Raw genomic sequence first — 25092 nt, 5'->3', positions numbered from 1 at the left:
ACCGCGGCGCCCCGATCCTATTTGAGGGCAAAATGTCAAAGTTCGAATTTCCCAAGTCAATCATAAGCCGCCCGGTCTGGGGCACGCTAGAGGTTCGCTCAGGTGAACATCATCTCATGATCGCCGAGGCCGAAGGGGCCAAAGCCACTCTTGACATCGCGACGCCCGAGCTGATGGCGCATACACATATCATCTACATTCCTCGCAACACTGACTTCGCAGATCGGTTGCGGGCTTTGAACTCCGCGCAGTTTTATGAAGGCCCCTCTTATTCAGCGTCGCTTCAGCGAATTCGCCGCGTTCTGTCGGATGCGCATATGGGGCTGCAGGTTTATCTGTCCGGTACCGAAGGCGTGATGGGTCAGGCCATGAACGAAGCAACGGCCGTCGGTATTCCCCACACCGCCATTCAGACAGAGCATCGTGGGTCTGTTGCCCGCCGGATGCAGTGCGTGCATTGCAAAGGTATCACCGAAGATGTCGAGGTTGATCCTTATGTTTGTGCCCATTGCGGGCTCAACCTGTTTGTGCGCGATCACTACTCGCGTCGGTTGGCGGCCTATCAGGGCGTGCGCGTTGATGCCGAGGATCACGGCAACGTGCCCGAACAGAAAGCGATATACGAATGAGTGGCGCCGAAAAAATCCAGGTTAAAGTGACCGAGGTCACCCCGCTGAATGAATTGGTGACACGGTTCCGGTTCGAACGAGTTGATGGTGGCCAGTTGCCAACCTTTTCGGGCGGCGCACATACAGTGGTCGAAATGCAGGATGGCGGTATTACCCGCCTGAACCCGTATTCGCTGATGTCCGATCCGTTCGATCAATCGTCATACACGATTTCGGTACGCCGTGACGATGCGGGGCGGGGCGGGTCGTTGTTCATGCACCGGCAGGTCAAGCTGGGTGATGAAATGACCATCAGCTACCCGGTCAATCTGTTCTCGCTTGATTTGCGGGCACGCAAGCACCTGTTTCTTGCGGGTGGCATCGGCATTACGCCGTTTTTGGCCCAGATAAAACAGTTGGACGTGCTGCACGGACATTGGGAGCTGCACTATGCCTGTCGCAACCAGGCCCTGGCATCCTATGCGGATGAGTTGACGGACCGGTTCCCAAATGAAACGCAGCTGTACTATGATGATCAAAACCAGACGATAGATCTGAAGACCCTATTGAGCGGGCAGCCTTTGGGCACACATGTCTATGTCTGCGGTCCCAAAGGCATGATTGACTGGGTTCGCAATACCGCTGCTTCTGAAGGTTGGCCCGAGGATTGCGTGCATTACGAAGAGTTCTTAGCACCTCAGCCCGGTAAGCCTTTCGAGGTTCGGTTGGCGAAGTCAGATAAGGTTGTCCATGTTGGCGAAAACGAAAGCCTGCTTGAGGCCATCGAACGCGATGGTGTCGATGCGCCGTATCTGTGCCGCGGCGGAGCTTGTGGCCAGTGCGAAACCGTTGTTCTGGACCACGAGGGTAACTTTGTTCATCGCGACCATTGGCTGACGGATGAAGAAAAGGCCGCGGGCAAGAAAATCATGCCCTGTGTATCGCGTTTCGAGGGCAAGTCCCTCGTGCTGGACCGCTGAGGAGAGGCCCGACATGACCATTCAATTCAACGACGAAACCTTTCGCGACAAATATACGTTCCGTAACTCGGAATGGGCCATTAAACGCTTCCCCTTTCCGTTCCACGAAGACAGCTACATGTATGCGGTCAATATGGAGCAGCACCGCGGCGGGCCGGAAGGGTCGGTATACGAAAAACGGTTCGACGTCGACGAACACTACGTTTCGGAGATGAAAGACCGCGCCATTGTTCTGGATCAGGACCCTCTGCGCTGCCAATCCCTGCCGCATATGACACTGGCGGGTTGGGACATTCTGGAACTGATCATGGTCTGCAAATCCGAGGACTACCCGGACCTGTTCGAACTGCACCGTAACGGTAACCAGTGGCGCTGGATCAATAGACCCATGGGGATCGACCACAGCTTTACCTTCATGGATGAAACAACTCTGCCCTACGGCCCGATGGAATACATCACCCGTCAAGCGCAGGGCGACTATGCGGTGCTGGATCAGCGTGATGACATGCTGTGGATGGATGCCGGGATGGTGACGACACAGGCCGATTGGAGCCTGGATTTTGACATCGGTATGAATTTTTTTGAATGGCATGCTCCGGTGCCGCTGGCTCATGAAATGGGTATATTTCAGCGCGCCTTGAAATTTCTGCTTAATATCCAGCAGGGCGCACCTGCGCGTCGTCTGAACTGGACCATGACAGTGAACCCGCTGCTGGATACCAGCCCCGAAAACTACCATAAATGGGGTATTCAAAAAACAACGCTAACGCCTGAGAACATCGGCCAAAAGCAACATCTGCGGGTCGAGCTACAGACTTTCTTTCGCCTGCCGCGTTCAAACGCCATGTTATTCCCGATCCGGTGTTATCTGTGCAGTTTCGAGGATCTGATGACCGTCCCCAAATGGGGCCGCCGTCTGCACCGGGTCATTCGTGACCTGCCCGACGAATTGGCCACTTACAAAGGATTCATCGACAATCGACCGATGATGCTTGACTACCTCACCCAGTTTGACGATGGCCTTCCGACGTCGCCAGGCATTTGGCCGGATCTCGAAACGGAACCACCATTGTCGAAGTAGGTAGCGTCATTGTTCGCTATGCACCCGGCAGGAGATCAGGATCATCCAATCTGGCGCATCGAGAGCGACGGGTCGGCACTACGTGATGTGCTCGAATTGCTTCAGGTATTGTTCCAATACATGGACACGCGAATAGATCCGCCATCCTCGGTTCACCGCTTGACGGTGGCGGGGATGCGGACCCATTGCCAAGATGGTGGTGAAATCTGGGCTATTGGCCGACCGCTTTTTGGATGCATGTTCTTGACACCTAAAGCCGAAAGCCTGCATCTAGGCAAGCTCGCGGTGCAGCCAGAGAAGCGCGGGCAGGGGATCTGTCGGATGCTCGTGAAACACGGAGAACGCCGCGCGGTTGAGCTAGGGTTACCCGCATTAGAGCTGGAAACACGCGTGGAATTGACCGAAAATCACCGGGCCTTTTCCAGGCTCGGATTCATGATCGCAGGCACGGGTTCTCATGCGGGGTGCGATCGCCCGACAGAATACCGATTGCGTAAGGCGATCAGTTCGTCTGTGGATAGTTAGCTACCGAAAGATAACGCTGGAAGGTAGTGTTACATTAACCATCGTTCGGTTGCTCATGTCGGGAATTGGACTAGGTGAGGGCGATGAAGTCAGCGTCACCGATTTTTGCCCCAGATCTTTGCGCACGCTATGTGATTCCATGTTTGTTTCAATTTACGACTGCGCGAAGTTGAAGAGATGCTACAGAAGCGCGGGATCGATGCGTCTTGCGAAAGCGTCCGGCGCTGGGTGACTACTCCAGTCCAAACGGGATAAACGAACCGCAATACGGGTGCTGCTCCACCTGATAAATTGCTTCCCTCTCCCCGGATGTATTAATACCACCAATTTTGCCGATACCGATTGGGTGTTTCCGTCTTTCAGGCCCGCATAACCAGCGTTGAGTTTGTAAACCGGGTGGCAAGCCGTTACGAAAGCGATGAAATCTTCAAAAGGTTTGGCATGTGCTAACACTTCTGACCAATGCAGAGATTTATGCGCCCGACCCACTTGGATCAGGTTCTATTCTGATTGCTGGCGAGAAAATCGTCTATCTTGGTGCCGAATTACCGGCTTTGCCCGCTGCACTAGACGTTTCCCTGCATGATTTGGGCGGAGGTTCAGTTGTCCCCGGCCTAATCGATGGACATGCCCATATCACCGGCGGCGGGGGTGAAACCGGGGCGTCAAGCCGTGTTCCGCCGCTTCAGCTATCCTCCTTCACCTCCGCTGGCGTCACTTCGGTCGTTGGCGTCCTTGGTACAGACGATTTGACCCGAAACACCGAAAGTTTGGTGGCGCAGGCCTATTGGCTGCGCGAAGAAGGATTATCGGCGTGGTGTCACACCGGTGGATACCATGTTCCCCTGACGTTGCTGACCGGTTCTGCACGGGGTGATATTGTGTTTCTGGATCCGGTAATCGGCGTCGGTGAACTGGCGCTGAGTGACCACCGGTCCAGCCAACCCACACTGAACGAGGTTCTGCGGATTGCCAGCGAGGCGCATGTCGCGGGTCTGATGACGGGCAAAGCGGGAATTGTGCATTTTCATATGGGTGATGGCCCCCGTGGTTTGGAAATGCTGGAACAGGCAATCGAAACCAGTGAGATCCCTGCACGGGTCTTCAACCCGACCCATGTGAATCGCAACAGACCCTTATTCGAGCAGGCTATAGCGCTTGCGCGGCAAGGTTGCTTTATCGACGCGACTGCCTTTCCTGAGGGTCATGTTGACCCCGGAATTTCGGCTGCCGAGGCGTACCTGCAGTTTCGTGAGGCCGGAGGTCGGGCTGAACGCTTCACAATCAGCTCAGACGGGGGCGGGTGTCTGCCGGCCTTTGACAGCGATGGCATACTGACGCGGTTCGGGGTGGGCGTTTCTCAGACCCTGCCTGACACGTTGGTCGAGCTTGTCGGGTTGGGCGTCCCGCTTGCCGAAGCGCTGACACCTTTGACGCGCAATGTCGCAGACCTGTTGAAACTGCATCACAAAGGTCGCCTGGCCGTTGGAATGGATGCCGACCTGGTGATTTTGGATGGTGATCTGGGCGTTCGGGATGTTATGGCTCGTGGTAAATGGCACGTACAGGATCATCAGACAGTGCGTCGGGGCATGTACGAAACCAGGAAATAGACCCTCCGAACAATCGGGACAAACGAAGGACAGAGAACGGCCATGTGCCCAGCACCAGCACAAGAAGAAACGGATCGTGGATTTATCATTCCGATCGGTGGGGGCGAAGACCGGGTCAAAGAGATGCAGATCCACCGGAAGTTTCTGGAGTTATCCGGCGGGTCAGACGCAGATATCGTCGTGATTCCGACGGCATCGATGTTGGAAGAAACCGGTCCCGACTATCACCGCATCTTCTCTGACCTGGGGGCGGGTGCGGTCGAGTTTTTGCCCATCTCGCGCCGCGCCGACTGCGACAATCCGGAGTTTGCCGATATGTTGGATCGGGCGACCGGAATTTTCATGACAGGCGGCAACCAGCTTCGCCTTTCAGCAATTCTCGGCGGAACTCTCGTGGCGCAAAAGATTCGGCGCCGGAATGCGGCGGGCGTCCCTGTCGCTGGCACATCTGCCGGTGCCTCCATCATGTCAGAACACATGGTTGCCGGTGGCAGCAGCAATGCAGCACCGGCAGAAGGCAACATCACTCTGGCGCCCGGTATGGGGCTGACCAATGCTGTGATCATCGATCAACATTTCACCCAGCGCAATCGTTTGGGGCGCTTGCTAACCGCCTCATCCTTCAACCCTTTTCTGATTGGCTTGGGGATCGACGAGGACACGGCGGCCTTCATCGGTTCCGACAATATTGTGGAGGTTGTAGGCAGCGGAACAGTAACAGTTGTTGATGCCAGCCACCTGACTCATTCGTCCATGTGGGACGCGCGCCGCGGCGAAGCGTTGAGCCTTCTGGGCCTCCGTCTTGACGTTTTGGGTGAAGGATGCCGTTATGATCTGACGGCGCGTCAAGCCTATCCACCCGACGAGCATGCGGCGTTCTGCACCCTTCCAGTGCCGAGTGGTGGCGACATCGGGTGATCGGGGCGGGAACAATAATTCTTGAACGGGGAAGCCTATGAAAATTGTCTCAACCAATGTCTATGTCGGTCCAAACGTCTGGGCGAGCTTTCCGGTCATCCGACATGTCATTGATTTGGGATTATTAGAAGACTGGCCCTCGGCAAAAATCGGTGGCGAGTTCATCGACGGGCTGATCACGGCATTGCCTGGACTGTCAGAGCATGGCTGTTCTTATCGTGAACCGGGCGGGTTCATTCGACGTCTGCGCGAAGATGAAGGGACCTGGCTTGGCCATGTGATGGAGCATTGCGCGCTGGAAATTCAGGGCGTTGCAGGTACTGATGTGACCTTTGGGCGAACCCGGTCCACCGGTGAGCCAGGGCAGTATAATATGGTTTACCAGTACCGACAGCGCGACGTCGGCCTAGATGCGGGCAAGTTGGCGTTGCGGTTGCTGATGCATCTGTTGCCGCAGGCACTGAAGGATCAGTCCGATTATGAGTTCGATGAGGATTTCAATTGGGAAGAAGCGCTGCGCACATTCGTGCTGCGCGCGCAACGCAAGGAATTTGGCCCTTCGACCGGATCTCTGGTCAAAGCGGCGGAAGAGCGCGATATCCCTTGGATCAGGCTCAATGAATACTCATTGGTCCAGTTTGGTCACGGCAAATATCAAAAGCGGATTCAGGCGACGATTACCTCTGAAACCAAGCATATCGCTGTCGAAATATCCTGCGACAAGGAAGACACGCACAATCTTTTGAACGATCTCGGGCTGCCGGTACCACAGCAGCAAATGGTCTATAGCGGCCGCGAAGCTACCCGCGCAGCGCGCCGCATTGGTCATCCGGTTGTCGTGAAACCGCTGGACGCAAACCATGGGCGGGGCGTGTCGATCAATCTCAACACGGACGAAGAAGTTGAGGCAGGCTTTCAGGAAGCCAAGGAACATTCCAAAAGCCGTGCCATCCTGGTCGAAAGTTTTGTCACCGGATTCGACCACCGGATGCTGGTCATCAACAACAAGCTTGAGGCGGTAGCGAAGCGCGTGCCCGGGCATGTGGTCGGCGACGGCAAAAGCACCATTGCCGAATTGATAGACATTGTGAACCTCGACCCGCGCCGGGGCATTGGCCACGAAAAGGTGTTGACTCAGCTGGAGTTGGACAATCAGGCCAACCGGTTGCTGGACGAAGCCGGATACAGTGCTGAAACCGTTTTGCCCGAAGGCGCGGTTTTCTACCTGCGCTCGACCGCAAATCTGTCGACGGGTGGTACGTCGATAGACATGACCGACGTTGTTCATCCCGACAACCGTGACATGGCAGAGCGCGCTATCATGGCTGTGGGTCTGGATGTTGGCGGGGTCGATTTCCTGATCGACGACATCACCAAATCCTACAAGGAAATCGGCGGTGCGATTGTCGAAGTGAACGCAGCGCCGGGATTTCGCATGCATGTCGCGCCCTCTGAGGGCCAGTCGCGTGACGTCTCGGGCAAAGTGATGGACATGCTGTTTCCGGTGGGGGAGGAGGTGCGCATCCCCATCGCTGCAATCACCGGCACCAATGGCAAAACCACGACGTCACGGATGCTTGGTCATATCATGAAAGGCAGCGGCAAGATCGTTGGCATGACGTCGACCGACGGTGTCTATGTGGATGGCAAGCTCAGCGTCAAGGGCGATATGACCGGCCCGAAATCCGCTCAGATCGTTCTGCGTGATCCGATGGTGGATTTTGCGGTGATGGAAACTGCGCGGGGCGGGCTGGTGCGGTCCGGTCTTGGTTACCAGCGGTCCAATGTGGCGGCCTGTCTTAACGTATCTGCAGATCATCTTGGCTTGCGCGGGATCAACACGGTCGAGGAGCTGGCAGTCGTCAAACGTGTGGTTGTCGAAAGCGCAACAGAAACGGCAGTTCTGAACGCGGACGACATAAACTGCCTTAAGATGGCGGATTACGCAGACGTCAATGCAATCTTCTATGTCACAACAAATCCCGGGCACAGTCTGGTGAAAGAACATATCAAGGCAGGCGGTAAGGCCATCGTGCTGGAAAGCGGCATGAATGGGGACATGCTGACCATCTACGATAATGGTCTGCATATGCCCGTGCTCTGGTCCCATCTGATACCTGCGGCGCTTGAGGGCAAAGCGATCTTTAACGTCCAGAACGCGATGTTCGCGGCGGCCATGGCCTATAGTTTCGGCGTCGATCTGGACAACATTCGCCATGGGTTGCGGACCTTTGACACCAGCTATTTCCAGGCTCCGGGTCGGCTGAATGTCTTTGACGAGCATCCGTTCAAAGTGATCCTGGACTATGCACATAATCCGGCGGCCATTGGCGTGGTGACCGATCTTGTGGACCGGATGGACGTAAAGCGCCGCCGTATTGCGGTGGCTGCGATGCCGGGTGATCGGCGAGACGAGGATATTCTGGAAAGCGCGGGGATCCTGGCTGGACATTTTGATCACTACATCTGCAAGGCGGATGATCGCCGCCGTGGGCGTGGCCATGATGAAGTACCGCAGATGATCAAGGCAGAGTTGATGCGAAACGGTGTGCCCGAAAATGCAATCAGCGTGATTCCAGACGAAGTCGAAGCGGTGAGTGCCGGATTGGAGATGGCATCCGCAGGCGACCTGCTCGTGATCTTCGGCGATGACAGCGCGCGTTGTTGGAAGCAAATCATCTATCACAACGCCGGAGATGATGAAGCCGAAGCCGAGATGCAAAGCCCAAGACCTGTCGCCTTGACAGATTTCGAAGAGATGTTTGAGTCCGACCAGTCGCTTATCCGGGACGAGCGTGGTGTGCGTCTTGCGCGCGAAATTGACGAAGAAGCCGATTGATCGGAGGATCGCCGATGGATCGTATCGAAGAACTTGAAACAGCATTGACGATTGCCAGTGCAACTGCGGACGATCTTGGTGTTGACGATGCCCGTCGCCTGACCGGGCCGGGGTTGCTTTGGGACCGCCCGGGCGCAGTGATTGACGTGTTTTGTGAGGACGCAAAGCGTGATTTGATTGCGCAATTATGGGAACGTCACTCCCGTAGGGTGCTGGATGCGTTGGGCTGGCCAAAAGAGGATCGCATCGTTCGTCAGTTTCAAGGCGGCGTGAACCTCGCCATTTCGGCCCCGATGGATCAGCTCTATTCCTCGATTTTTGCAGCTCAGACTGCGTGGCACTTTTGCGCCGCAGAGTTGCTTGGGCAAACACCGGGTGATTTCGCCACCATGATTGCGGATGTCAAAACGGTAATGATGAAAGAGGCGAACCCGGCCCTGATCGCTTTGATCGCTGCCGCCCAAAGCCGCAGTGTTGATGTCTTGTGTGATGACGATGAAATCTCGATCGGGCATGGCACTGGCAGTCAGGTGTGGCCGGTCGACTCTTTGCCGTCGCCGGATCAGGTTGACTGGGCGGCACTTCATGATGTGCCCATCGCCTTTGTCACCGGAACCAATGGCAAGACCACAACGACCCGGCTTTGCGCAGCAATTGCCCGAGTGGCGGGGATGACAGCGGGGCTGACCTCCACAGATTTTGTCCGCGTCGGTGACGATATTCTTGACCACGGCGACTATTCAGGTCCGGGCGGGGCCCGAATGCTGTTGCGTGATCCCCGGCTGGAGGTTGCCATTCTTGAGGTCGCCCGCGGTGGCATTCTGCGGCGCGGTCTGCCATCACGCCGGGCGAGGGTTGCCGTGGTCACCAATGTCGCCAATGACCATTTAGGGCAATATGGCGTGAACACTGTCCCTGATCTGGCCCAGGCCAAATTTGCAGTTCGCAGAACCTTGTCCGAGGACGGTGTGCTGGTTTTGAACGCCGACGACCCCTTTGTTGTCGCCGAAGCTGATCGTGTCGATGCGACGATCTGGTGGTTTTCCTTGGATCACAACGCACCAAAAATCAAAACATCGCGTGCCGATAGCATCCCCTGCGCATATCTGCTGGACGGTATGCTTGTCTTCTTTGATGGCAAAACCGAGCATTTGTTGACGTCTGTTCGCGATGTGCCGATCACGATGAATGGTGCGGCCAAGTACAATGTGTCCAACGCGTTGGCCGCTCTTTGTGTTGGGAAGGCATTGAATGTGGACGAGCGCTTTGTCCGCGCCGGCCTTGCAGAATTCAAACCCAATGCACGGGATAATCCCGGACGTTGTAATGAGTTCTCATATAATGGCGCACGTGTGTTCGTCGATTTTGCACACAATCCACATTCGATTGCTGCCGTATGTGATGCTATGTCCGCCATCCCGGCCAAACGGCGGTTTATCATGCTTAGCCACGCGGGTGACAGATCTGACCAGGATATACATGACGTCACTCTGACCGCGATGAAGTTCAAACCAGATGTGGTCGTGGCCGTCGAAATGGAGGGCTATTTACGTGGGCGAAAACTTGGGGAGATTCCAACTCTGATACGGCGCGCTGCGATCGATGCAGGTCTAAGATCAGATAGCGTGCTTTCCGCTGGCTCGCCCACAGAAGCGGCGCGTATTATCTTAGACCAGTTACAGCCCGGCGACTTGGCACTATTGCTCGTGCTATCCGAACGTGATGCAGTGTTTGAACTCTTGGAGAACCAACCCTGACGGATTGGTTCTGATGCCGCCGTAGACCAGTCACGGGATAACTCAGCCCGAGACAATGTTCGAAAATTTGCGATTTAGCCACCGCAAAGAGGTTGCGCCCTCTCACTTGTGAATAACCGCTTTGGCGATCAGGTGGGGTTGCTTTCGCGAATGTAGGAAGTTCACACTTTCCGCCTGCGGCTACTGGCCCTGATGGTTTTCGCAGATCAAGTCCCAAACGACTTATCGGGCGTCGGACGGGATGTCTTGGTTGACGGGTTTCTGTCCCATCCTCAACGAACTCGGTTACCTGCCATGTTCTGCCGTGATATGAGAAGGGTCGCATGCGGCATGCGGCCCCTGAAAAATCGGGGTCTCTTATGCCATTGCCGCCTGATCATCAGGCCGGTGCAACCCGACGACAGCAAGAACTGTCAGGCCAAGGACCATGTAGTACCAAAAGTCCAGGCCTGCGAAACCAAGCACGATGGGAGCGGCTACAAAGGCGATCCCAACAAGACCATCAACCGCAAGGTGGAGGGGGTAAGGCAGAACCCGAATGACGCCCAGATGATGATCCGTTAGGACAGTCAGTACAAAGGCCGCGACCCCAGTTACAACCGAGAGCCAAAACGCCAGAGGGGTCGTTTCGCCAAGCCCGAACAGAAACGGCATTGCGATCAGGCCAATGGCAACGGGGTAGTCGAGATATGCGTGGATGGATTTGGTGATGAAGCGTGGAAACATGAGTTCTTCTTTCTCTGTAGGAAGCTGCTAGTCAGCGTCGGTAGATTCAAAGTAGAACACAGGAATATTTCAAAACATGTCGAGCGGTCCAAGATTTGATGCAGATCGTTCAAATCTGTGAATGACTGGACTTTTCCGCCTTGCGAAATTTGGCGGGTGTCATGCCCGTTTCCTTTTTGAAGGTGCGGGTAAAGGCGGAATCCGAGGCGTACCCCGCACTTTCGGCAGCATCGGTCAATGAGGCATCGGCCTTTTGTAGGACTCTCTTGGCGATTTCCATGCGCCAGCCTGTGACATATTCCATCGGTGACATCTTCATCAACTTTTGAAACTGTACGGCAAAACCGGTTCGCGACATGCCCGCGACATTTGCAAGTGCCTCGACCGTCCACCGCTCCGCTGGAGCCTTGTGAAAGGCGTCCAAGGCGCGACTCAGGTTCTTATCGGAAAACGCGCCCAAGGAAGATTCCTCGGCGTCGCTACCCTCAATGAAACTTCTTATGGCCTGAGCCAGGATCGCTTCCGACATCTTGAGCGCAATGAGGTCTCCGCCCATTTTTCTTCCACCGGCTTCTTCGCCGATCACACGCAATGTGGCCTCCATCCAACGGCCGGCGCGTTCGCCGTAGTTGGTCAGGTGAATGTAGGGTGGCAATCGCTCCATCAAAATGTGCCGCGATTTGGGGTCAAAAGAAAAATGACCGCAGATGAGTTGCGTTTCGCTCAGCGGCTCTTCTCCGCCGTAGACCAGTACACCCGACCCCTCATAGCCTGACCGCTCCAGAACCACATCCAGCGGCATGATTGTGCGCTCAGGCTCATGACCACAATAAAGGTCGTGGGACGTGCCGTGCGGAATGATGACCAAATCTCCCTGGTTAAGCGATATTGGGTCCGCGACGCCATTGACCCTCACCAGACAATTACCGCGGTGCACGAAGTGGAACCGCGCCACGTTTTCATAGCTGGGCACTGCGACGCCCCAGGGTTTTGTGAACGACGTGCGGAAGTACAATGAACCACGCATCGACATGTTGGTGAGAATATCACTGAGAAGATCAAGCATGATCCTATCATGGTGCATCTGATGCGTTTGTACAGCTAACTGAACGATCTGCACGAAGTTTGGGACGCAAAGGCATATATCGCACGATTCAGTGTGAAACACCCCTGTTCCATCGACACATCCGATGGAGTCCTCAAGATGAAGAAATTGATTTCCGCCCTTGCAATGACCTGGCCCTGAGTGGCCCTCAGGCCATTACACAGGCCTCGCTGTGTCGTCTCACCAAAAAAGGTCCAGGCGCAGCGGAATTCAGTGCGGGCAGATTGATTTCCCAGCAGTGAGAGTGGTGGCCATTACCCGGAAGATGTCTGCACCCAAATGGTCTTTGTTTGCAGGTATTGCTCAAGCGCTTCTGTACCGTTGTCGCGGGCAAGCGACCCAGATTGTTTGTAGCCCCCAAATGGGGTCTTAATATCACCTTCGGAAAAGCCGTTAACCGAAACGGTCCCGCAAGGAAGTGAGCGAGCCATGTAAAGGGCGCGGTCGATATCTTGGGTAAACACGGTCGCGTGCAACCCGTAATCTGTGTCGCTGGCAACGGCCAAAGCTTCCTCGGCACTCTGCATGGGCATGATACCCAGAACGGGTCCAAAAATCTCTTCGCGCGCTATTTTCATTTCCGGGGTGACGCCCTGAAAAACCGTTGGTTCAATAAAGTAACCCGGAAGATCACTGTCCCCACCCATGGTCATCTGCGCGCCATCCTCAACGCCGCTTTGGATGTAATTCATCACCGATTCCTTGTGATCCTTGGTGACCATCGAGCCGATGTCTGTGGCCGGGTTCAGCGGATCGCCGAGCGTGAACGCTTTCACCCGTTCGATGATGCGCCCTGTGAACTCCTCGACAAGGGGTGCGGCGATCAGCTGGCGCATATTGGCAGAGCAATTCTGACCGCCATTCCAGAAGGCCGACATCGCGGCATGTTCGATCAGGTCGTCGTTAAGCTTCGCGTCGTCCAGCACAATGAACGGGCTTTTGCCACCCATTTCCAGGCCCACGCCCTTAAGGTTGCTTTCCCCTGAATAGCGCATGAACATGCGCCCGACTTCAGTTGAGCCGGTGAAGGACACGGTGTCGATATCCTTGTGCAACCCAATGGCCTTACCCGCAGTTTCGCCAAAACCCGGCACGATGTTGATCACCCCATCTGGCACGCCGGCCTCGCGCATCAACTCGGCCAGGCGAATGGTCGACAAGGGGGTCTGTTCGGCTGGTTTGATAACGGCGGAACAGCCCACCGCAAGGGATGGTGCAATCTTCCAGGCCGCCATGACTAGTGGAAAATTCCAGGGTAGCACTGCGCCCGCAATCCCTGCAGGCTCCTTAGTGATCAAGGCCATTGCCCCAGGGCCTGTGGGCGCGATTTTTCCAAAGGTCTTATCTGCAAGCTCGGCATACCACTGGAAAAAGTTGGGCACCTCGCCGCCGATTTCATCCATACAGTCATTGATGGTTTTGCCCGTATCCAGACTTTCCAGAACTGCCAGCTCATGAGTATTTTCGCGCACCAGCTGCGCGACCTTCAGAAGAACTTCCTTGCGCTCCTCAGGTTCTGCGCGCGACCACGTGCCTTCGTTAAACACCCGTCGTGCGGCAGCAACTGCTCGATCCACATCTGTGGCCTTGCAATGGGCAACCTCGGCCAGAACCTGACCGGTTGCCGGGTTGGTCGATTCGAACTTGTCACCGTCGGCGGCATCGCAAAACTGACCGTCAATAAATGCCTGCCCGTTCGGGGTCAGCATGGCAGCGATGGCCTGATACTCGGCGTGCGAAAGGGTCATTTTGTCTCTCCGTCGTTCTGGCCACGCAGACTGCGCGCGAATTTGCGAATGTCGTTCAGCAACATTTGGGGTTCTTCCATCGCTGCGAAATGACCACCGCGCGGCATCTCGGTCCAATGGGTGATGTTATAGATACGTTCCGCGTATGACCTGGGTGGCCACCGCAACATCTCGGCGGGAAAAACAGCGCAACCCGTGGGGATTTCTACGCGCCGACCTTCCGAGGATAGAATGCGCCCGCCCTCTTCACGTCGGCCATAGTAAATCCATGAGGCCGAGTTGAATGTGCGCGTCACGATGTAAATCATGATGTTGGTCAGCAGATCATCTTTGCTGTGTGATTGCTCGATCCCGCCAGCGGGTACGTCCGACCAATCGTGAAATTTCTCCACCAACCAGGCTGCAGTGCCAACGGGGCTGTCCATCATCGCATAGCTCAGCGTTTGTGGCCGTGTTGCCTGTTGAGTGCGATAGCCGTTTTGCATGATCTGGTCCTGCTCGAACTGCCTGGCCCAGGCAATTTCTTCGGGTGTTTTTGGCCCCTCCGGGTGGCGCATTGTCAGCACATTGATGTGAATGGCAGAGCATGCAGGCGCGTGATCGTAGCCCAGCCAGGAACATATCGCTCCACCCCAATCACCGCCCTGTGCAAGATAGGTGTCAAAATCAAGGGTCTTCGTCATCAAAGAGTTGACAACGCTTGCTATTTTGCGTGGCCCGTATGGGCGTGGCGGGCGTCCGGAAAATCCAAAACCGGGTAACGACGGAGCGATAACTGTAAAGGCATCTGCGACGTCGCCGCCAAAGCGTTCGGGATGCGCCAGGGGCTCGATCAGGTCGAAAAACTCGGCGACAGAGCCCGGCCAGCCATGGCTGATCATCAAAGGCATCGGGTTCGATCCGCTGCCTTCTTCGTAAATGAAGTGCATGTCGATGTCTTCGACGCGGGTCTTGAACTGGGAAAACGAGTTGATCCTCGCCTCTTGCTTACGCCAGTCAAACCCGTCGACCCAATAGGCACAAAGCTCCTGCATATACGCCAAATTGGCACCATAATCCCAGCCACCATCGTCGGGCATCTCGTGCCACGGGTAGTTTGCGACCCGATCAAGGATCGTGCGCAAAACATCCTCGGGCACGTGGCACCTGAATGGGGTCACGTTTTTGATGGTGTCCAATCGATCTTTCACAAGACGTGTTCCCTGATATGTCGCCGTTCGCGTACGGAGTAATGGATACGCGGTCCGATCCAGTTAACTGATTTGGATCAGAAACGACGAGAGACAGGTGGCGCAATTCGAAGGGACAGATGAAGATCTCTGGTCACAGGAGCGATCTGACCTCATTAGCGATAATCTCGATGCCTGCTTCAAGCTTTGACACCGGGACATAGGCAAACCCAAGCCGAAAGCTGCGGCTGTCGTTGTAGCCGAGATAGTAGTCCTGACCCCGATCAACCAATACACCTTTGGCCTTCAGCCTCCGTGTCAGTTCGGTCGCGTCAAAGCCGTTGGGACCTGTCAGCCAGAAAGATGTGCCTCCCTCAGACTCTGTCCGTTCTAACATCCCCAAATGTTTGGTGATCGCCTTGTTCATCGCGTGCCAACGTTTGTTGTAGCGTCTTTCAATGTTGCGCAGGTGTGAATCGTAGTGACCCAGTTGAAAGAACAACGCTACGATTTCCTGAACGATCGTGGGTGGGTGACGCATCATCACGCCGCGGGCAATGCGCGCCTCGCGTATGATGTCGCGATGGGCGACGATAAACCCAAGGCGAATGCCCGGAGATACTGTTTTCGACAGGCTACCCACATAGATGACACGCCCGGTTTTATCCATTGATCGTAACGAAGGAGAGGACTTGGCCACATAGTTCATCTCGGCCTCGTAATCGTCTTCGATAATCAGGAAGTCTTTCGCTACAGCAGCGGCCAACAACTCTTCGCGTCTCTTCTCGCTCATCGTGACCATTGTAGGAAACTGATGGCTGGGCGTCGTGAACACTAGCTGGCACCCGGATGGGATGGCGCTGGGGATGATACCGTCATCATCTACTGCGACACCGATCAGTTCACTGCCCGCAAGGCGAAAGGCGTTTCGCGCGCCAAAAAAACCAGGGTCTTCCAGAGCAAAGGGCTTGCCGCATTGAGCAAAAATTGTCCCCAAAATATAGAGGGCGTTCTGCGAGCCCAATGTGATGAGGATTTCGTCGTCATCTGCGTAGATGCCGCGGGTATTCAAAAGCCTTTGACGCAGCTGCCGCACCAGTTGCGGACTGTCGCTTTCAACGGAATCACTGGCCCAGACCGGCATCTTTCTGCGGCCCAACGCTTGCCGTGTGCATTCGCGCCAGCCATCGACGGGAAACAGCTCAGGATCGATTTGATTGTAGATGAATGGATAAGGGTACGCGTTCCAATCTAGTGGATTGACCACAGGCATAAGATTGTTCGGTCGAAAGGACACAGGACAAGGCGTGTCATCCGTTCGATCGCCTTCTTCCTTAATAAGCGCCTTGTTAAGCGCTGCAACCTGAGGCGCCACAAAATAGCCAGAGCGATCACGAGATACCAAAAGCTCAAGATCCACCAAGCGGTTGTAAGCAGCAAAAACCGTATTACGGGACACGCCAAGCTGGTCAGCCAGTTCACGGCATGAGGGCAGGGGGCGGTCGTAGGCGAGCGACTTTGATGTAATCGCCGCGCTGACCGTTTCGCAAATCTGATCACGTAAACTCAGATGCGAGCTTTCGGGAAGCTTCAAAAAACGTGGGGTGACAGAGGCCAACTGAAAGCTCCTTCGCGCGGGAATTCAGATACCAAACCCTAGTGGCATCAAGCCCAGACTGTCAGGTCGAAACTGATCTGTCCTCTTCTTTCAATCTATCTGTCACTTTCTTTGAAGTCGCCTGAGGTGAAAGATGCTGCAAAATAATGGTCAACGACGGGAGATGAGGAAGATGAAAATTGGTACCATCGGAAAGGTGCTGTGCGTCGCCGGCGCCCTGGCGCTTTCGGCGCAAACTGCCGCGGCAGAAAAGGTTCTGAAGCTGGGAACGGTCGGATTCATCGGCATGCCCATCGGAGACGCGATTGACCAAGCTTTGATACCAACCCTAGAGGAAGTCTCGGGCGGCAAGCTGAAGATCGAACCGCACTATCGCAAGTCGCTTTGCAGCGAGCAAACTTGTGGAGAACAAGCTAATCAAGGCCTTCTGGCCCTGTGGACCAGTTCAACTGCGAACTTTGGGAACTTTGGCACATCATTGGCGATTTTTGATCTGCCATACATCTTTAAAAGCATCGAGGATGCAGATCGGATATCATCCGAATGGCTGGCAGAAAAACAGTGTCAGATCGCGGCCGAGGAAGCAGGGCATGTTTGCCTAACCGTCTATTCCAGTGGAGGTTTCCGACAACTTGGTAACGCCCATGGGCCGGTCCACGTACCGGGCGACATGGAAGGCGTCAAATGGCGTGTAACCAAAAGCCCGATTGAATACACATTGGTCAAGAACTGGGGGGCGGTACCTGTTCCCTACGATTGGTCGCAACTGTACCAGGGTTTGCAAACCGGTGTGGTGTCAGGCCAATACGTTGCCACACCATGGCAACATGTTGCGAAGCTGCATGAAGTTGCACCTTATTTCACCGAAATCGGCGGGTCTTGGTCTGGCAACCAACTGTCAATCGACAAACGCCAGTATGATGCATTGACCGACGAAGAACAGGAATGGCTGCACATCGCGGCAAAGGCGTTTGGCCAAAAGGTTCAGGAACTTGATCGAGCATGGGTCGAGGCAGGCGAAGTCGAGATCAAAAAGACCGCGAAAGAATGGTATGTGCCATCCGAGGATGAGCTTGTTCAATGGCGAGCAGGCGCCATCGATGCATGGCTCAATGCGAAAGGTACATATGATCCCGACACAGCGCGCCAGGTTCTGGAACAGCAGGGCATGACCAGCTTCATCGTACAACTTGAAGAAGCTGGTGCTCTCTAAGGCCACGGTCAATTGACAAGGTAAACAAAGGCGCGGGATGATGTTCCGCGCCTTTTCATCACAAAAGACCGCCCCAACTAGGATCAACTCTCATGGAAAGCGTTGCGCTTCTGATCATTCTGGTCGTCCTGATCATGCTGGGTGCTCCGGTTGGGTTCATCATGATCCTGATCCCGGTGGTCTATATCCTGCTCACTGACGCGGCACCGATGATTTTGATTCCCAGTCAGATGTTTCAGGCGATTGACTCCGTGCCACTCACGGCGATCCCGTTCTTCATGCTGACGGGTGAATTGATGACCTCCGCCACGATCACCGACCGTCTGGTCGATCTCAGTCAACGTATTATTGGCCGGATGCGAGGCAGCATGGCGCAGGCGAACGTGTTGGTTAGTATGTTCTTTGCCGGGATGAACGGATCGGTGGTGGCAGACACTGCTACGGTCGGATCACTCTTGGTGCCGGGGATGAAAAAGGCCGGATACCCACCCGAGTTCGCCGCAGCAATTACAGCCGTGAGTTCAACAATCGGTGGTATCATCCCACCTTCAATCATGATGATCGTTCTGGCCAACGCGGGCGGAATTTCAGTAGGAGCGCTTTTTGCCGGTGGCATTATCCCGGGCTTGATGATCGGTGGGCTGTTGATGGTGATCAACCACCTCATCGCGCGGAAGAACAATTTCGAGCGCAGCGACCAGCCATTCAGCCTGAAAGGCATCGCGGTTGCGGGGTACAAGTCTTCTTTCGCCCTGCTAATTCCCGTGGTCCTTGTTGGATCGGTTGTTTTTGGTATCGCAGGTGTCGTCGAGGCTGGGGCATTGACTGCCACCATCGCGTTGTTTGTCGGCTTGTTCATCTATCGCACAATCACTTGGAGCAACTGCAAAAGCGCATTTGTCCGCGCCTTCCGCAATTCCGCCATGGTCTTTATCATCATCGCGGCATCAGGCCCCTTCAGCTGGCTTCTGGCATCTCTTGGCGCAATCAGTCAGTTGGAGACATGGCTGCTTGGATATACCTATAATCCGCTGATCTTTGCGCTCGTCCTTGTCTTGTTCATCTGCCTGTTGGGTATGGTGATGGACAGCGCAGCCAACATCATCGTCGCAGGCCCGGTACTCGTCGATGTGATGGTCAAGGCAGGTTACCCGGATGTGCAGGCCGCCCTGGTTGTTGTCGTAGGGTTTCTGATTGGATCAGTCACACCTCCTGTTGGTGTGGCGTTCTTTACGGCGGGTGCGATTGCAAATGTCAGACTGGAAAAAGTTGCCGTTGCTATGCTCCCGTATCTGATCGCGCTTTTTGCGCTGTTGTTTGTTCTGATCGTTGTGCCAGACATCACGATGTACCTTCCGCGCCTCCTTGGTTTTGCGAACTGATGGAGGGGTCCAGAAGATGATATCCGCAATCAAATTAATCGACAGGGCTGTCAAAAGAACACTGACGGCTTTCTGTGCGATTCTGCTTTTGATGATGGTCGCGTTCACAGTCTATTCGGTGGTCATGCGGTACGTCTTCAAAGATCCACCAATCTGGGGTGATCTGCTCACTGTGCTCAGCAACATCTGGCTGGTCTTTTTCGCTCTCGCGTTAACCGTCAGGGACAGAGACCACATCGCGCTTGATCTGATTTACGACTGGTTGCCTCCAAAAGCCGCGTTCTTCATCCAACAATTCTGGACAGCCGTTATCTTCTGCCTAGGCATTGTCATGATCGTTTGGGGCCTAGAAGCCGTTGCAACGATGGGCGGCAAATACTGGGAAATGTGGTATTTCGCTTGGGAAGACGGGGGGATTGTCTTCAAACCTAACTACATGCCCAAGAAATACGCGATCGCCATTGTGCCGATTTCCGGGTTTCTGGTTTGCATCGCAGCCCTTGCCTCTATCATCGAGGATAGTTCACGACTGATGGCGGGTACTTACGAGCAATCAAAAGATGTGGATGTCAATTAATAGGTCAGCGATAGGAACGCAGGCCAATCATGCACTAACATTCAAACTGGACCACTCGGGTGGGACAGATCAGCATCACCACGCGGCACTCATGTTAATGGCGGCAGTGCGGGAAAAACCGAACTTGTGCGACTGCAGCTGGTGCTCATGCAGAAAGCTGTAGCGTTTGCAGCAAAGTGCTAGAAGCTGACGTTAAGGCCTGATTTTAGGTCCAGACTCTAGTCTGGAATGGTGAAAACTCGGTTGCGCCGCAGCACTCGCACGCCCTGGAACCTGAACGGTATCGGATCGCCACTCAGCGGGTTGCCCGATCCGTCAGGCCGATGCACATGAATATGCAAATGTGGATCCGAGGAGTTTCCAGAATTGCCAATTTCGCCCACAAGCTGCCCGATCTTGACCACATCCCCCTTCGCAACCGAAACACTGCCTTTGCGAAGATGTGCCAGACAAACCTCGACCCTGCCAGAGTCGGGATCGTCACACTGAATGCAAACATAGTTTCCCAAAGGCGCTGTTCGATCCGAAGCTCCCAGCGCCTGGTCATCGGCTCCGTCGCTTGCGGCACTGACTTGCCCTGTGACCGGTGACAATAGTGGATGCCCATATATCCAGAAATCGTCCAGGCTTCGCGGCCAGACCTTGCGCGTTTGCAAACCGAGTCGCCCCGCAGCAACGATGTCGACCCCGTACAACTGGCCACGAAGATTCGGAATATGCAGGCATTTCAAGTGGTGGTTCAAAAATCGGCTGGCTCCGCCTTGTATAACCAGAAATCGGCCACCTGTTACAGGGCTGTGCAAATGCAATTCGGCCATTCCGGTCAGGCGTTTGCCCATCACAAGAAGGCAAAATGCACCAATTGGCAGGCTGATCGCCGGCCCTGCAAAAGCGTCCGACAACGTGCCAACCGGTAAGTAGGGTTGTGCAAAAACGGCCATTCCGATGGCGGCCCCACTGACCAGGATGACCCATCTGTCCCACGGCGGCGTGCGCGGTAGCATGATCTGGAAGAACAGGCAAAACACGATAAAGGTCAGAACGCTGGACATCTGCTCGGCCAAACTTGACGCAAGAACGACCTGAATCGCCAACAAAGGAGGCAAGACAGCGTTCGACAGTGCTGCCAGAAATGGGCGCGGGAAATACATCGCCGCGCAAATCCCCTAGCTGCTGACTTGACTCACACCGTCTTCGAGACTTTCAGCGATCGACAGAATACGATCAAACCCGCTCATTTTGAAGACGTTGCGAATATTGTCGTTCATCGCACAAAGGATCATTTGCGCAGCAGTTCCTTTGACCTTTTTTGCACCCATTAGGAACACCCTCAGCCCCGCGCTGCTGACAAAATCAACGGCCGTCATGTCCACGAGCGTCGACGTCGCTGCCCCGTCGAGCTGGGAGATCAGTGCGCCTTCGAACTGTGGGGCGGTTGAACTGTCGATACGGCCAGTAACAACCAGCTGCGCGTAGCCGTCATGCTGGATGACATTAATCTCCATCGGTCGCTCCCATGTAGCCTAAGGGCTTTATCTGCTCTTCTTGGTTCACGCCAAACTGGCAGGCTAACCAGCCAAAAGTCAATTGATGCCACCACACGACGCCGTAAAAAATTGCCATACGCTTTACGCTTCGATCGCCCGTCAGGAAACGCAGGCCCAGCCGAGGCTCTGGATGAAACGGTGTTCTATGTCGTCCGCTGCGAAGTCTTCGAAGCACAATGCTGAAAGGGCGAGCAAAACCTGCCCAAGACCTAAGGAGGCACCCAGTCGTGGCGCGACATGGTCCTGATGCAGCCTGTCCAGCGCTGAAGCAGCATGGGCCAGCAGTTTCAGCATACCGCGTTCAGCTGCGGGTGTGAGATTTTGGTCAAGGTAAATTCGGGCGCGGGCCAGAGGTTGAATCGTTTGGTCTGGTGTCAGCCCGATCATCATCAGAAACAACTCCGCATCGAACTGACCGGTCGCAGAAACAAGCCCGGCATAATCAGCCAACAGTTCGTCATACAGGTCGTTGCGCATTTGGCCGCAAACACGCCGGGTGAAGTAATGGGCGCATTCATGTTCCAGCCGGATCACCCGTGATAGCTCCAGAACCTTTTCCTGACCGCCGGGCAAATCATCGGCCGTCACGTTGCTGTAGGTGCCGTGTGACAGGATTATGAACCGATCCTGATAGAGAGATTTGTTGGGCACGATCTCTGCCTTGAAATGCGCTGTCCAGTCAAACTCGGAGTTGCCATTGGCAAGCCAGGTTGCCTTGAGCCGCGCTATTCGGTCCCAGTTGTTGAACCCGGACACCATAGCCGCCCCCATACTGCGGGGCACGGCAATGGGTTCGCAGCGATACAAAAATGCGCGCAGAAGAGCTTCAAAATCCGCTCGCGTGGCGGGTTCGAGAACGGGTATTCGCCCAGCCGCGGTCTGGTGTAGCGTTACGTTCAACGCCTTTGGCGCCTCCAGTTGCAAACCCTGGCCGGGGTCCGGTGCCAAAGACAGGTCCCCCCGCTTTGTCGCAGCCAGATAGCCGGGGTTCTGGCCTTGCATATCCAAAATCTCGAAACGCAGCTGTGGGATCTTGGTGGACAAGGTCAACCAGATGTCTGGGCTGCTTGCGTAACTATCCCATGCTTCCACAAAGGGTTCGTCCGACAATGGGAATTCTGGAGCCTTGTACGGACCCTCAAACGGTGGCGAAAGCGTCGCCAGAAGACTCTTGGCACCTGCGCCTGTCACACCGGCGACGTGCAACGCATTGGGTGCTTGCTCAAGCATCGTAAATCACCTTTACTTCCCAGTATATTGCGGGTGAGGTTGCGGTTATGACACGCGCCACCCGACATTCTTAGCAAGCTCAGAAGGTCCCATGTCAAGACTCTTGCTGCACATAGGCCACTCCAAGACAGGCACCAGTTTTCTACAGGCGCTTCTGAGGGAAAATCGATCTGTGTTGGCTCGATATGGCTATGATTACCCGCCGCCTACATGGCAGGAGACCGAAGAAGACAACGCGGAAGTCGGTCAGGGCAATGGCCTCGTGGCAGCGCAATCCCCGAATGCGATGCAAGACCTGCTGCACGACCGCCCCCACCCGGACCGAGGGCTGATCCTGTCGAGCGAAGAGTTCTTTCCGCAACTGGCGGCGGCTTCGGACCCGGAGCGATTGGGGCAGTTGGCCATCGAGGCTGGTTATGACGAAGTTTCCATTTTGCTTGCGATCCGAGATCCTGTTTCGCACGCGGCATCGCTTTGGATGCAATATGTGAAACGTGCAGGCGGAACGACGTCGTTAGAGCGTTTCTTTGACCTTTACTCCGTACCCGATCTGGTTTTGCGATTTCTTGATGCTTATGGCGGTCAACCGAACGTGTCGATCAAACTGTTCAACTACAGCCGCCACAAGGCACATCTTACCGACCGCCTGGCGGATTGGCTTGGCCTTGCTGCACAAGATCTCAATGCTCCGAGAGTAACAAAGATCAATCGGGGCCTGACCCGCGCGGAAACGGTTTTGCAACTGGCGTTGAACGCAAAAATAGGTCGGCGCGGCCGCATCCTCTCTGACGCGCTGTGCAGTGCGTTGCCAGACGTCGCCGTGCACGCGGCCTACCCTGCCAAAAGCGCGCAGGCCGCGATGCTGGACAGGCTGTCTTTAACTCTCGAGTGCCTAAATATGCGCCTTGAGCCAGACGAGCGCTATCAAGATACCCTGCATGAGCCACAGATGGCATTCCCCCAAAGTGAGACAAATTCCCTTTCACAACATCAACTTAAGGTTGTGGGTTCTGTTCTAGGTCATGAGATCAGGAACCTGTTGAAGTCAAAAGTCGATAGCACCAGCGAAACGCCCTATGAATCGCTTGACGGAACGGTTTTCACCGCAGAGAATTCAATCAAAGGGTCAGCCGAACCGGAGCGTGGCGGTTAACCGCAGAAATCCAAAAAAAGGGCCCGCAAAAACGCCGGGACGTGAGAGATGAGCAAGAATATCTTCCGCAAAAGTGCGATGGACCGGCTTGCTTCTCCAGAGCAACTCGACAGGTTGGTTCCGGTAACGGACAGCAAAGCGTGGCTCGCCATGTTGATGTTGATTTCCATGCTCGCCGCGGCCGTCGTCTGGAGTTTTCTGGGCTCACTCCCGTCTCGCGTAAAAGGCGACGGCATCCTGATCATCGAAGGCGGACGCGTCTTTGACGCCGTGGCGCAGGCCGACGGTATCGTTGAACGGCTGGAAGTCTCGATCGACGATCTCGTCGAAAAGGATCAAATCGTTGCGCGCCTGTCCCAGCGGGACCTGCAGATCGAGTTGGACAACACGATTGCGACAGTCCACGAGGCAAAGAGTGAACTGCGTCGCGTCCAGTCAGATGTGGAACGGCAGTCAGAGTTGCAGGACGATGCCCTTAAAGAGCAGATCAGCGCCACCAATGAGCGGGTAGAAGTCGCCCAGGAACGGCTGCAAAATGCGCGCGCGCGTCTGGAAGAATACGAAGACTTGTTAGAGCGCGGTCGTGTCACCAATGACGCCGTTCTCGAACGTCAGCTGGCGGTTGATGCCATCCTGAAGGAACTAGGTGAACTGCGGCAGGTCTTGTCCGATATTGAAGTGCGACGTTTCGACGCCCTAGCGAGCAACAACGAGCGCATTGAGCAGGCCCGGCAGCGTGTTTCCGAAGCGGAACGCAGGCAAGCCGCAATCGAAAGCCAGCTACAGCGTGGTTCGGTCATCGTTACCCCCGCCGCCGGCCGCGTGACCGAATTGCAAGCCACCGCCGGAGAGCTTTTGGGGCGCGGAGAAGCCGCACTGTCTTTTGAAACTCTGGGCGACAGCCTTGAGCTGGTCTTGTACGTCAATCCGTCCGACGGCAAATCGGTGGAACCGGGCATGCAGGTTCAGGTTTCACCGCTGACCGCGGCCCGTGAAGAATATGGCACCATTCGCGGTGAAGTCACCCAAGTGTCCGAGTTCCCCTCGACCGTCGATGGCATGATGGCGGTGCTGCGCAATAGTGAACTTGTGCGGCAGTTTTCCTCCTCGGGCCCACCCTACAGGGCGCTCGTGCGGCTTGATCGGGATTCGGATTCGGTTTCTGGCTATGCGTGGACGTCGGAAAGAGGCGCAGGGCTGGAACTTCGCTCAGGCACATTGACCGAAGCAGAAGTGACCGTACGCACCCAGCGCCCCATCGAAATGGTAATCCCGTTGCTGCGTGAATGGACGGGCCTCTAAG

Annotated in this window: 21 protein-coding genes; 13 read left to right on the top strand and 8 right to left on the bottom strand. The window is 55.2% G+C overall.

Annotated elements, in window-relative coordinates; all coding sequences use genetic code 11:
• Positions 1-32: 32 nt before the first annotated feature.
• The 8 genes from D9K61_RS16290 to D9K61_RS16255 all read left to right on the top strand — a co-directional run bounded on the left by D9K61_RS16290 (position 33) and on the right by D9K61_RS16255 (position 10321).
• Positions 33-629 (top strand): dimethylamine monooxygenase subunit DmmA family protein, encoded by a 597-nt coding sequence (locus D9K61_RS16290; protein WP_120634256.1) that lies wholly within the window; start codon positions 33-35, stop codon positions 627-629.
• Positions 626-1588, top strand: coding sequence for a PDR/VanB family oxidoreductase (locus D9K61_RS16285; protein ID WP_120634255.1), 963 nt, complete (start codon positions 626-628; stop codon positions 1586-1588). The genes D9K61_RS16290 and D9K61_RS16285 overlap by 4 nt, the downstream gene beginning before the upstream one ends.
• Positions 1589-1601: 13 nt before the next feature.
• Complete coding sequence (locus D9K61_RS16280; RefSeq protein WP_120634254.1) at positions 1602-2669, top strand: DUF3445 domain-containing protein; 1068 nt, start codon at positions 1602-1604, stop codon at positions 2667-2669.
• Between the two features lie 18 nt (positions 2670-2687).
• Positions 2688-3194, top strand: coding sequence for an N-acetyltransferase (locus D9K61_RS16275; protein ID WP_120634253.1), 507 nt, complete (start codon positions 2688-2690; stop codon positions 3192-3194).
• 443 nt (positions 3195-3637) lie between these two features.
• Positions 3638-4807, top strand: a complete 1170-nt coding sequence (iadA, locus tag D9K61_RS16270; RefSeq protein ID WP_120634252.1) for a beta-aspartyl-peptidase — start codon at positions 3638-3640, stop codon at positions 4805-4807.
• Positions 4808-4849: 42 nt separating this feature from the next.
• Positions 4850-5725, top strand: coding sequence for a cyanophycinase (locus tag D9K61_RS16265; protein ID WP_120634251.1), 876 nt, complete (start codon positions 4850-4852; stop codon positions 5723-5725).
• 37 nt (positions 5726-5762) lie between these two features.
• Positions 5763-8564 (top strand): cyanophycin synthetase, encoded by a 2802-nt coding sequence (gene cphA, locus D9K61_RS16260; protein ID WP_120634250.1) that lies wholly within the window; start codon positions 5763-5765, stop codon positions 8562-8564.
• 14 nt (positions 8565-8578) lie between these two features.
• Positions 8579-10321 carry a Mur ligase family protein gene (locus D9K61_RS16255; protein WP_120634249.1) on the top strand — a complete coding sequence of 581 codons (1743 nt, stop codon included), beginning with the start codon at positions 8579-8581 and terminating at the stop codon, positions 10319-10321.
• Between the two features lie 357 nt (positions 10322-10678).
• Here the strand turns inward: D9K61_RS16255 and D9K61_RS16250 are convergent, their stop codons facing one another.
• The 5 genes from D9K61_RS16250 to D9K61_RS16230 all read right to left on the bottom strand — a co-directional run bounded on the left by D9K61_RS16250 (position 10679) and on the right by D9K61_RS16230 (position 16687).
• Positions 10679-11047 (bottom strand): hypothetical protein, encoded by a 369-nt coding sequence (locus tag D9K61_RS16250; RefSeq protein WP_120634248.1) that lies wholly within the window; start codon positions 11045-11047, stop codon positions 10679-10681.
• A gap of 109 nt (positions 11048-11156) precedes the next feature.
• Entirely contained in the window at positions 11157-12113 is a 957-nt protein-coding gene (locus tag D9K61_RS16245; protein WP_120634503.1) for an AraC family transcriptional regulator, read from the bottom strand.
• 293 nt (positions 12114-12406) lie between these two features.
• Entirely contained in the window at positions 12407-13900 is a 1494-nt protein-coding gene (locus tag D9K61_RS16240) for an aldehyde dehydrogenase (protein ID WP_120634247.1), read from the bottom strand.
• On the bottom strand, positions 13897-15060 hold the full coding sequence (locus D9K61_RS16235; RefSeq protein ID WP_162946941.1) for an epoxide hydrolase family protein: 1164 nt from the start codon (positions 15058-15060) through the stop codon (positions 13897-13899). The genes D9K61_RS16240 and D9K61_RS16235 overlap by 4 nt, the downstream gene beginning before the upstream one ends.
• 163 nt (positions 15061-15223) lie before the next feature.
• On the bottom strand, positions 15224-16687 hold the full coding sequence (locus D9K61_RS16230) for a PLP-dependent aminotransferase family protein (RefSeq protein ID WP_120634245.1): 1464 nt from the start codon (positions 16685-16687) through the stop codon (positions 15224-15226).
• Between the two features lie 172 nt (positions 16688-16859).
• On the opposite strand from D9K61_RS16230, the gene D9K61_RS16225 reads away from it, so the two are divergent.
• The 3 genes from D9K61_RS16225 to D9K61_RS16215 all read left to right on the top strand — a co-directional run bounded on the left by D9K61_RS16225 (position 16860) and on the right by D9K61_RS16215 (position 19859).
• On the top strand, positions 16860-17900 hold the full coding sequence (locus tag D9K61_RS16225) for a TRAP transporter substrate-binding protein (RefSeq protein WP_120634502.1): 1041 nt from the start codon (positions 16860-16862) through the stop codon (positions 17898-17900).
• A gap of 92 nt (positions 17901-17992) precedes the next feature.
• The gene (locus D9K61_RS16220) at positions 17993-19282 is read left to right on the top strand and encodes a TRAP transporter large permease (RefSeq protein WP_120634244.1); all 1290 of its coding nucleotides are present in this window, start codon (positions 17993-17995) and stop codon (positions 19280-19282) included.
• 16 nt (positions 19283-19298) lie between these two features.
• A complete protein-coding gene (locus tag D9K61_RS16215) occupies positions 19299-19859 on the top strand; it encodes a TRAP transporter small permease (protein ID WP_120634243.1) in 561 nt (186 codons plus the stop codon).
• A gap of 218 nt (positions 19860-20077) precedes the next feature.
• Here D9K61_RS16215 and D9K61_RS16210 read toward each other — a convergent pair whose 3' ends face one another.
• From D9K61_RS16210 to D9K61_RS16200, 3 genes are all read right to left on the bottom strand, one after another.
• Positions 20078-21010, bottom strand: a complete 933-nt coding sequence (locus D9K61_RS16210; RefSeq protein WP_120634242.1) for a M23 family metallopeptidase — start codon at positions 21008-21010, stop codon at positions 20078-20080.
• A gap of 15 nt (positions 21011-21025) precedes the next feature.
• Positions 21026-21364 (bottom strand): STAS domain-containing protein, encoded by a 339-nt coding sequence (locus D9K61_RS16205; protein ID WP_120634241.1) that lies wholly within the window; start codon positions 21362-21364, stop codon positions 21026-21028.
• 141 nt (positions 21365-21505) lie between these two features.
• Entirely contained in the window at positions 21506-22636 is a 1131-nt protein-coding gene (locus D9K61_RS16200; RefSeq protein ID WP_120634240.1) for a hypothetical protein, read from the bottom strand.
• A 91-nt stretch (positions 22637-22727) separates the two neighbouring features.
• Between D9K61_RS16200 and D9K61_RS16195 the strand changes: the two genes are divergently transcribed.
• Entirely contained in the window at positions 22728-23789 is a 1062-nt protein-coding gene (locus tag D9K61_RS16195) for a hypothetical protein (RefSeq protein WP_162946940.1), read from the top strand.
• Positions 23790-23837: 48 nt separating this feature from the next.
• Positions 23838-25091: an NHLP bacteriocin system secretion protein gene (locus D9K61_RS16190; RefSeq protein ID WP_120634238.1), complete on the top strand. Its 1254-nt coding sequence runs from the start codon at positions 23838-23840 to the stop codon at positions 25089-25091.
• Position 25092: the final 1 nt, after the last annotated feature.

It is taken from the genome of Ruegeria sp. EL01 (assembly GCF_900313035.1).
Classification (GTDB): Bacteria; Pseudomonadota; Alphaproteobacteria; order Rhodobacterales; family Rhodobacteraceae; genus Ruegeria.
The sequence above is the reverse complement of the archived record's forward strand: the minus strand, read 5'-3'. Positions and strand labels throughout refer to the sequence as shown.

Coding starts and splice junctions, on each gene's coding strand:
- D9K61_RS16290 (WP_120634256.1), top strand. CDS start 33: ATGTCAAAGTTCGAATTTCCCAAGTCAATCATAAGCCGCCCGGTCTGG.
- D9K61_RS16285 (WP_120634255.1), top strand. CDS start 626: ATGAGTGGCGCCGAAAAAATCCAGGTTAAAGTGACCGAGGTCACCCCG.
- D9K61_RS16280 (WP_120634254.1), top strand. CDS start 1,602: ATGACCATTCAATTCAACGACGAAACCTTTCGCGACAAATATACGTTC.
- D9K61_RS16275 (WP_120634253.1), top strand. CDS start 2,688: ATGCACCCGGCAGGAGATCAGGATCATCCAATCTGGCGCATCGAGAGC.
- D9K61_RS16265 (WP_120634251.1), top strand. CDS start 4,850: ATGTGCCCAGCACCAGCACAAGAAGAAACGGATCGTGGATTTATCATT.
- cphA (WP_120634250.1), top strand. CDS start 5,763: ATGAAAATTGTCTCAACCAATGTCTATGTCGGTCCAAACGTCTGGGCG.
- D9K61_RS16255 (WP_120634249.1), top strand. CDS start 8,579: ATGGATCGTATCGAAGAACTTGAAACAGCATTGACGATTGCCAGTGCA.
- D9K61_RS16250 (WP_120634248.1), bottom strand. CDS start 11,047: ATGTTTCCACGCTTCATCACCAAATCCATCCACGCATATCTCGACTAC.
- D9K61_RS16245 (WP_120634503.1), bottom strand. CDS start 12,113: ATGCTTGATCTTCTCAGTGATATTCTCACCAACATGTCGATGCGTGGT.
- D9K61_RS16240 (WP_120634247.1), bottom strand. CDS start 13,900: ATGACCCTTTCGCACGCCGAGTATCAGGCCATCGCTGCCATGCTGACC.
- D9K61_RS16225 (WP_120634502.1), top strand. CDS start 16,860: ATGAAAATTGGTACCATCGGAAAGGTGCTGTGCGTCGCCGGCGCCCTG.
- D9K61_RS16220 (WP_120634244.1), top strand. CDS start 17,993: ATGGAAAGCGTTGCGCTTCTGATCATTCTGGTCGTCCTGATCATGCTG.
- D9K61_RS16215 (WP_120634243.1), top strand. CDS start 19,299: ATGATATCCGCAATCAAATTAATCGACAGGGCTGTCAAAAGAACACTG.
- D9K61_RS16210 (WP_120634242.1), bottom strand. CDS start 21,010: ATGTATTTCCCGCGCCCATTTCTGGCAGCACTGTCGAACGCTGTCTTG.
- D9K61_RS16205 (WP_120634241.1), bottom strand. CDS start 21,364: ATGGAGATTAATGTCATCCAGCATGACGGCTACGCGCAGCTGGTTGTT.
- D9K61_RS16200 (WP_120634240.1), bottom strand. CDS start 22,636: ATGCTTGAGCAAGCACCCAATGCGTTGCACGTCGCCGGTGTGACAGGC.
- D9K61_RS16195 (WP_162946940.1), top strand. CDS start 22,728: ATGTCAAGACTCTTGCTGCACATAGGCCACTCCAAGACAGGCACCAGT.
- D9K61_RS16190 (WP_120634238.1), top strand. CDS start 23,838: ATGAGCAAGAATATCTTCCGCAAAAGTGCGATGGACCGGCTTGCTTCT.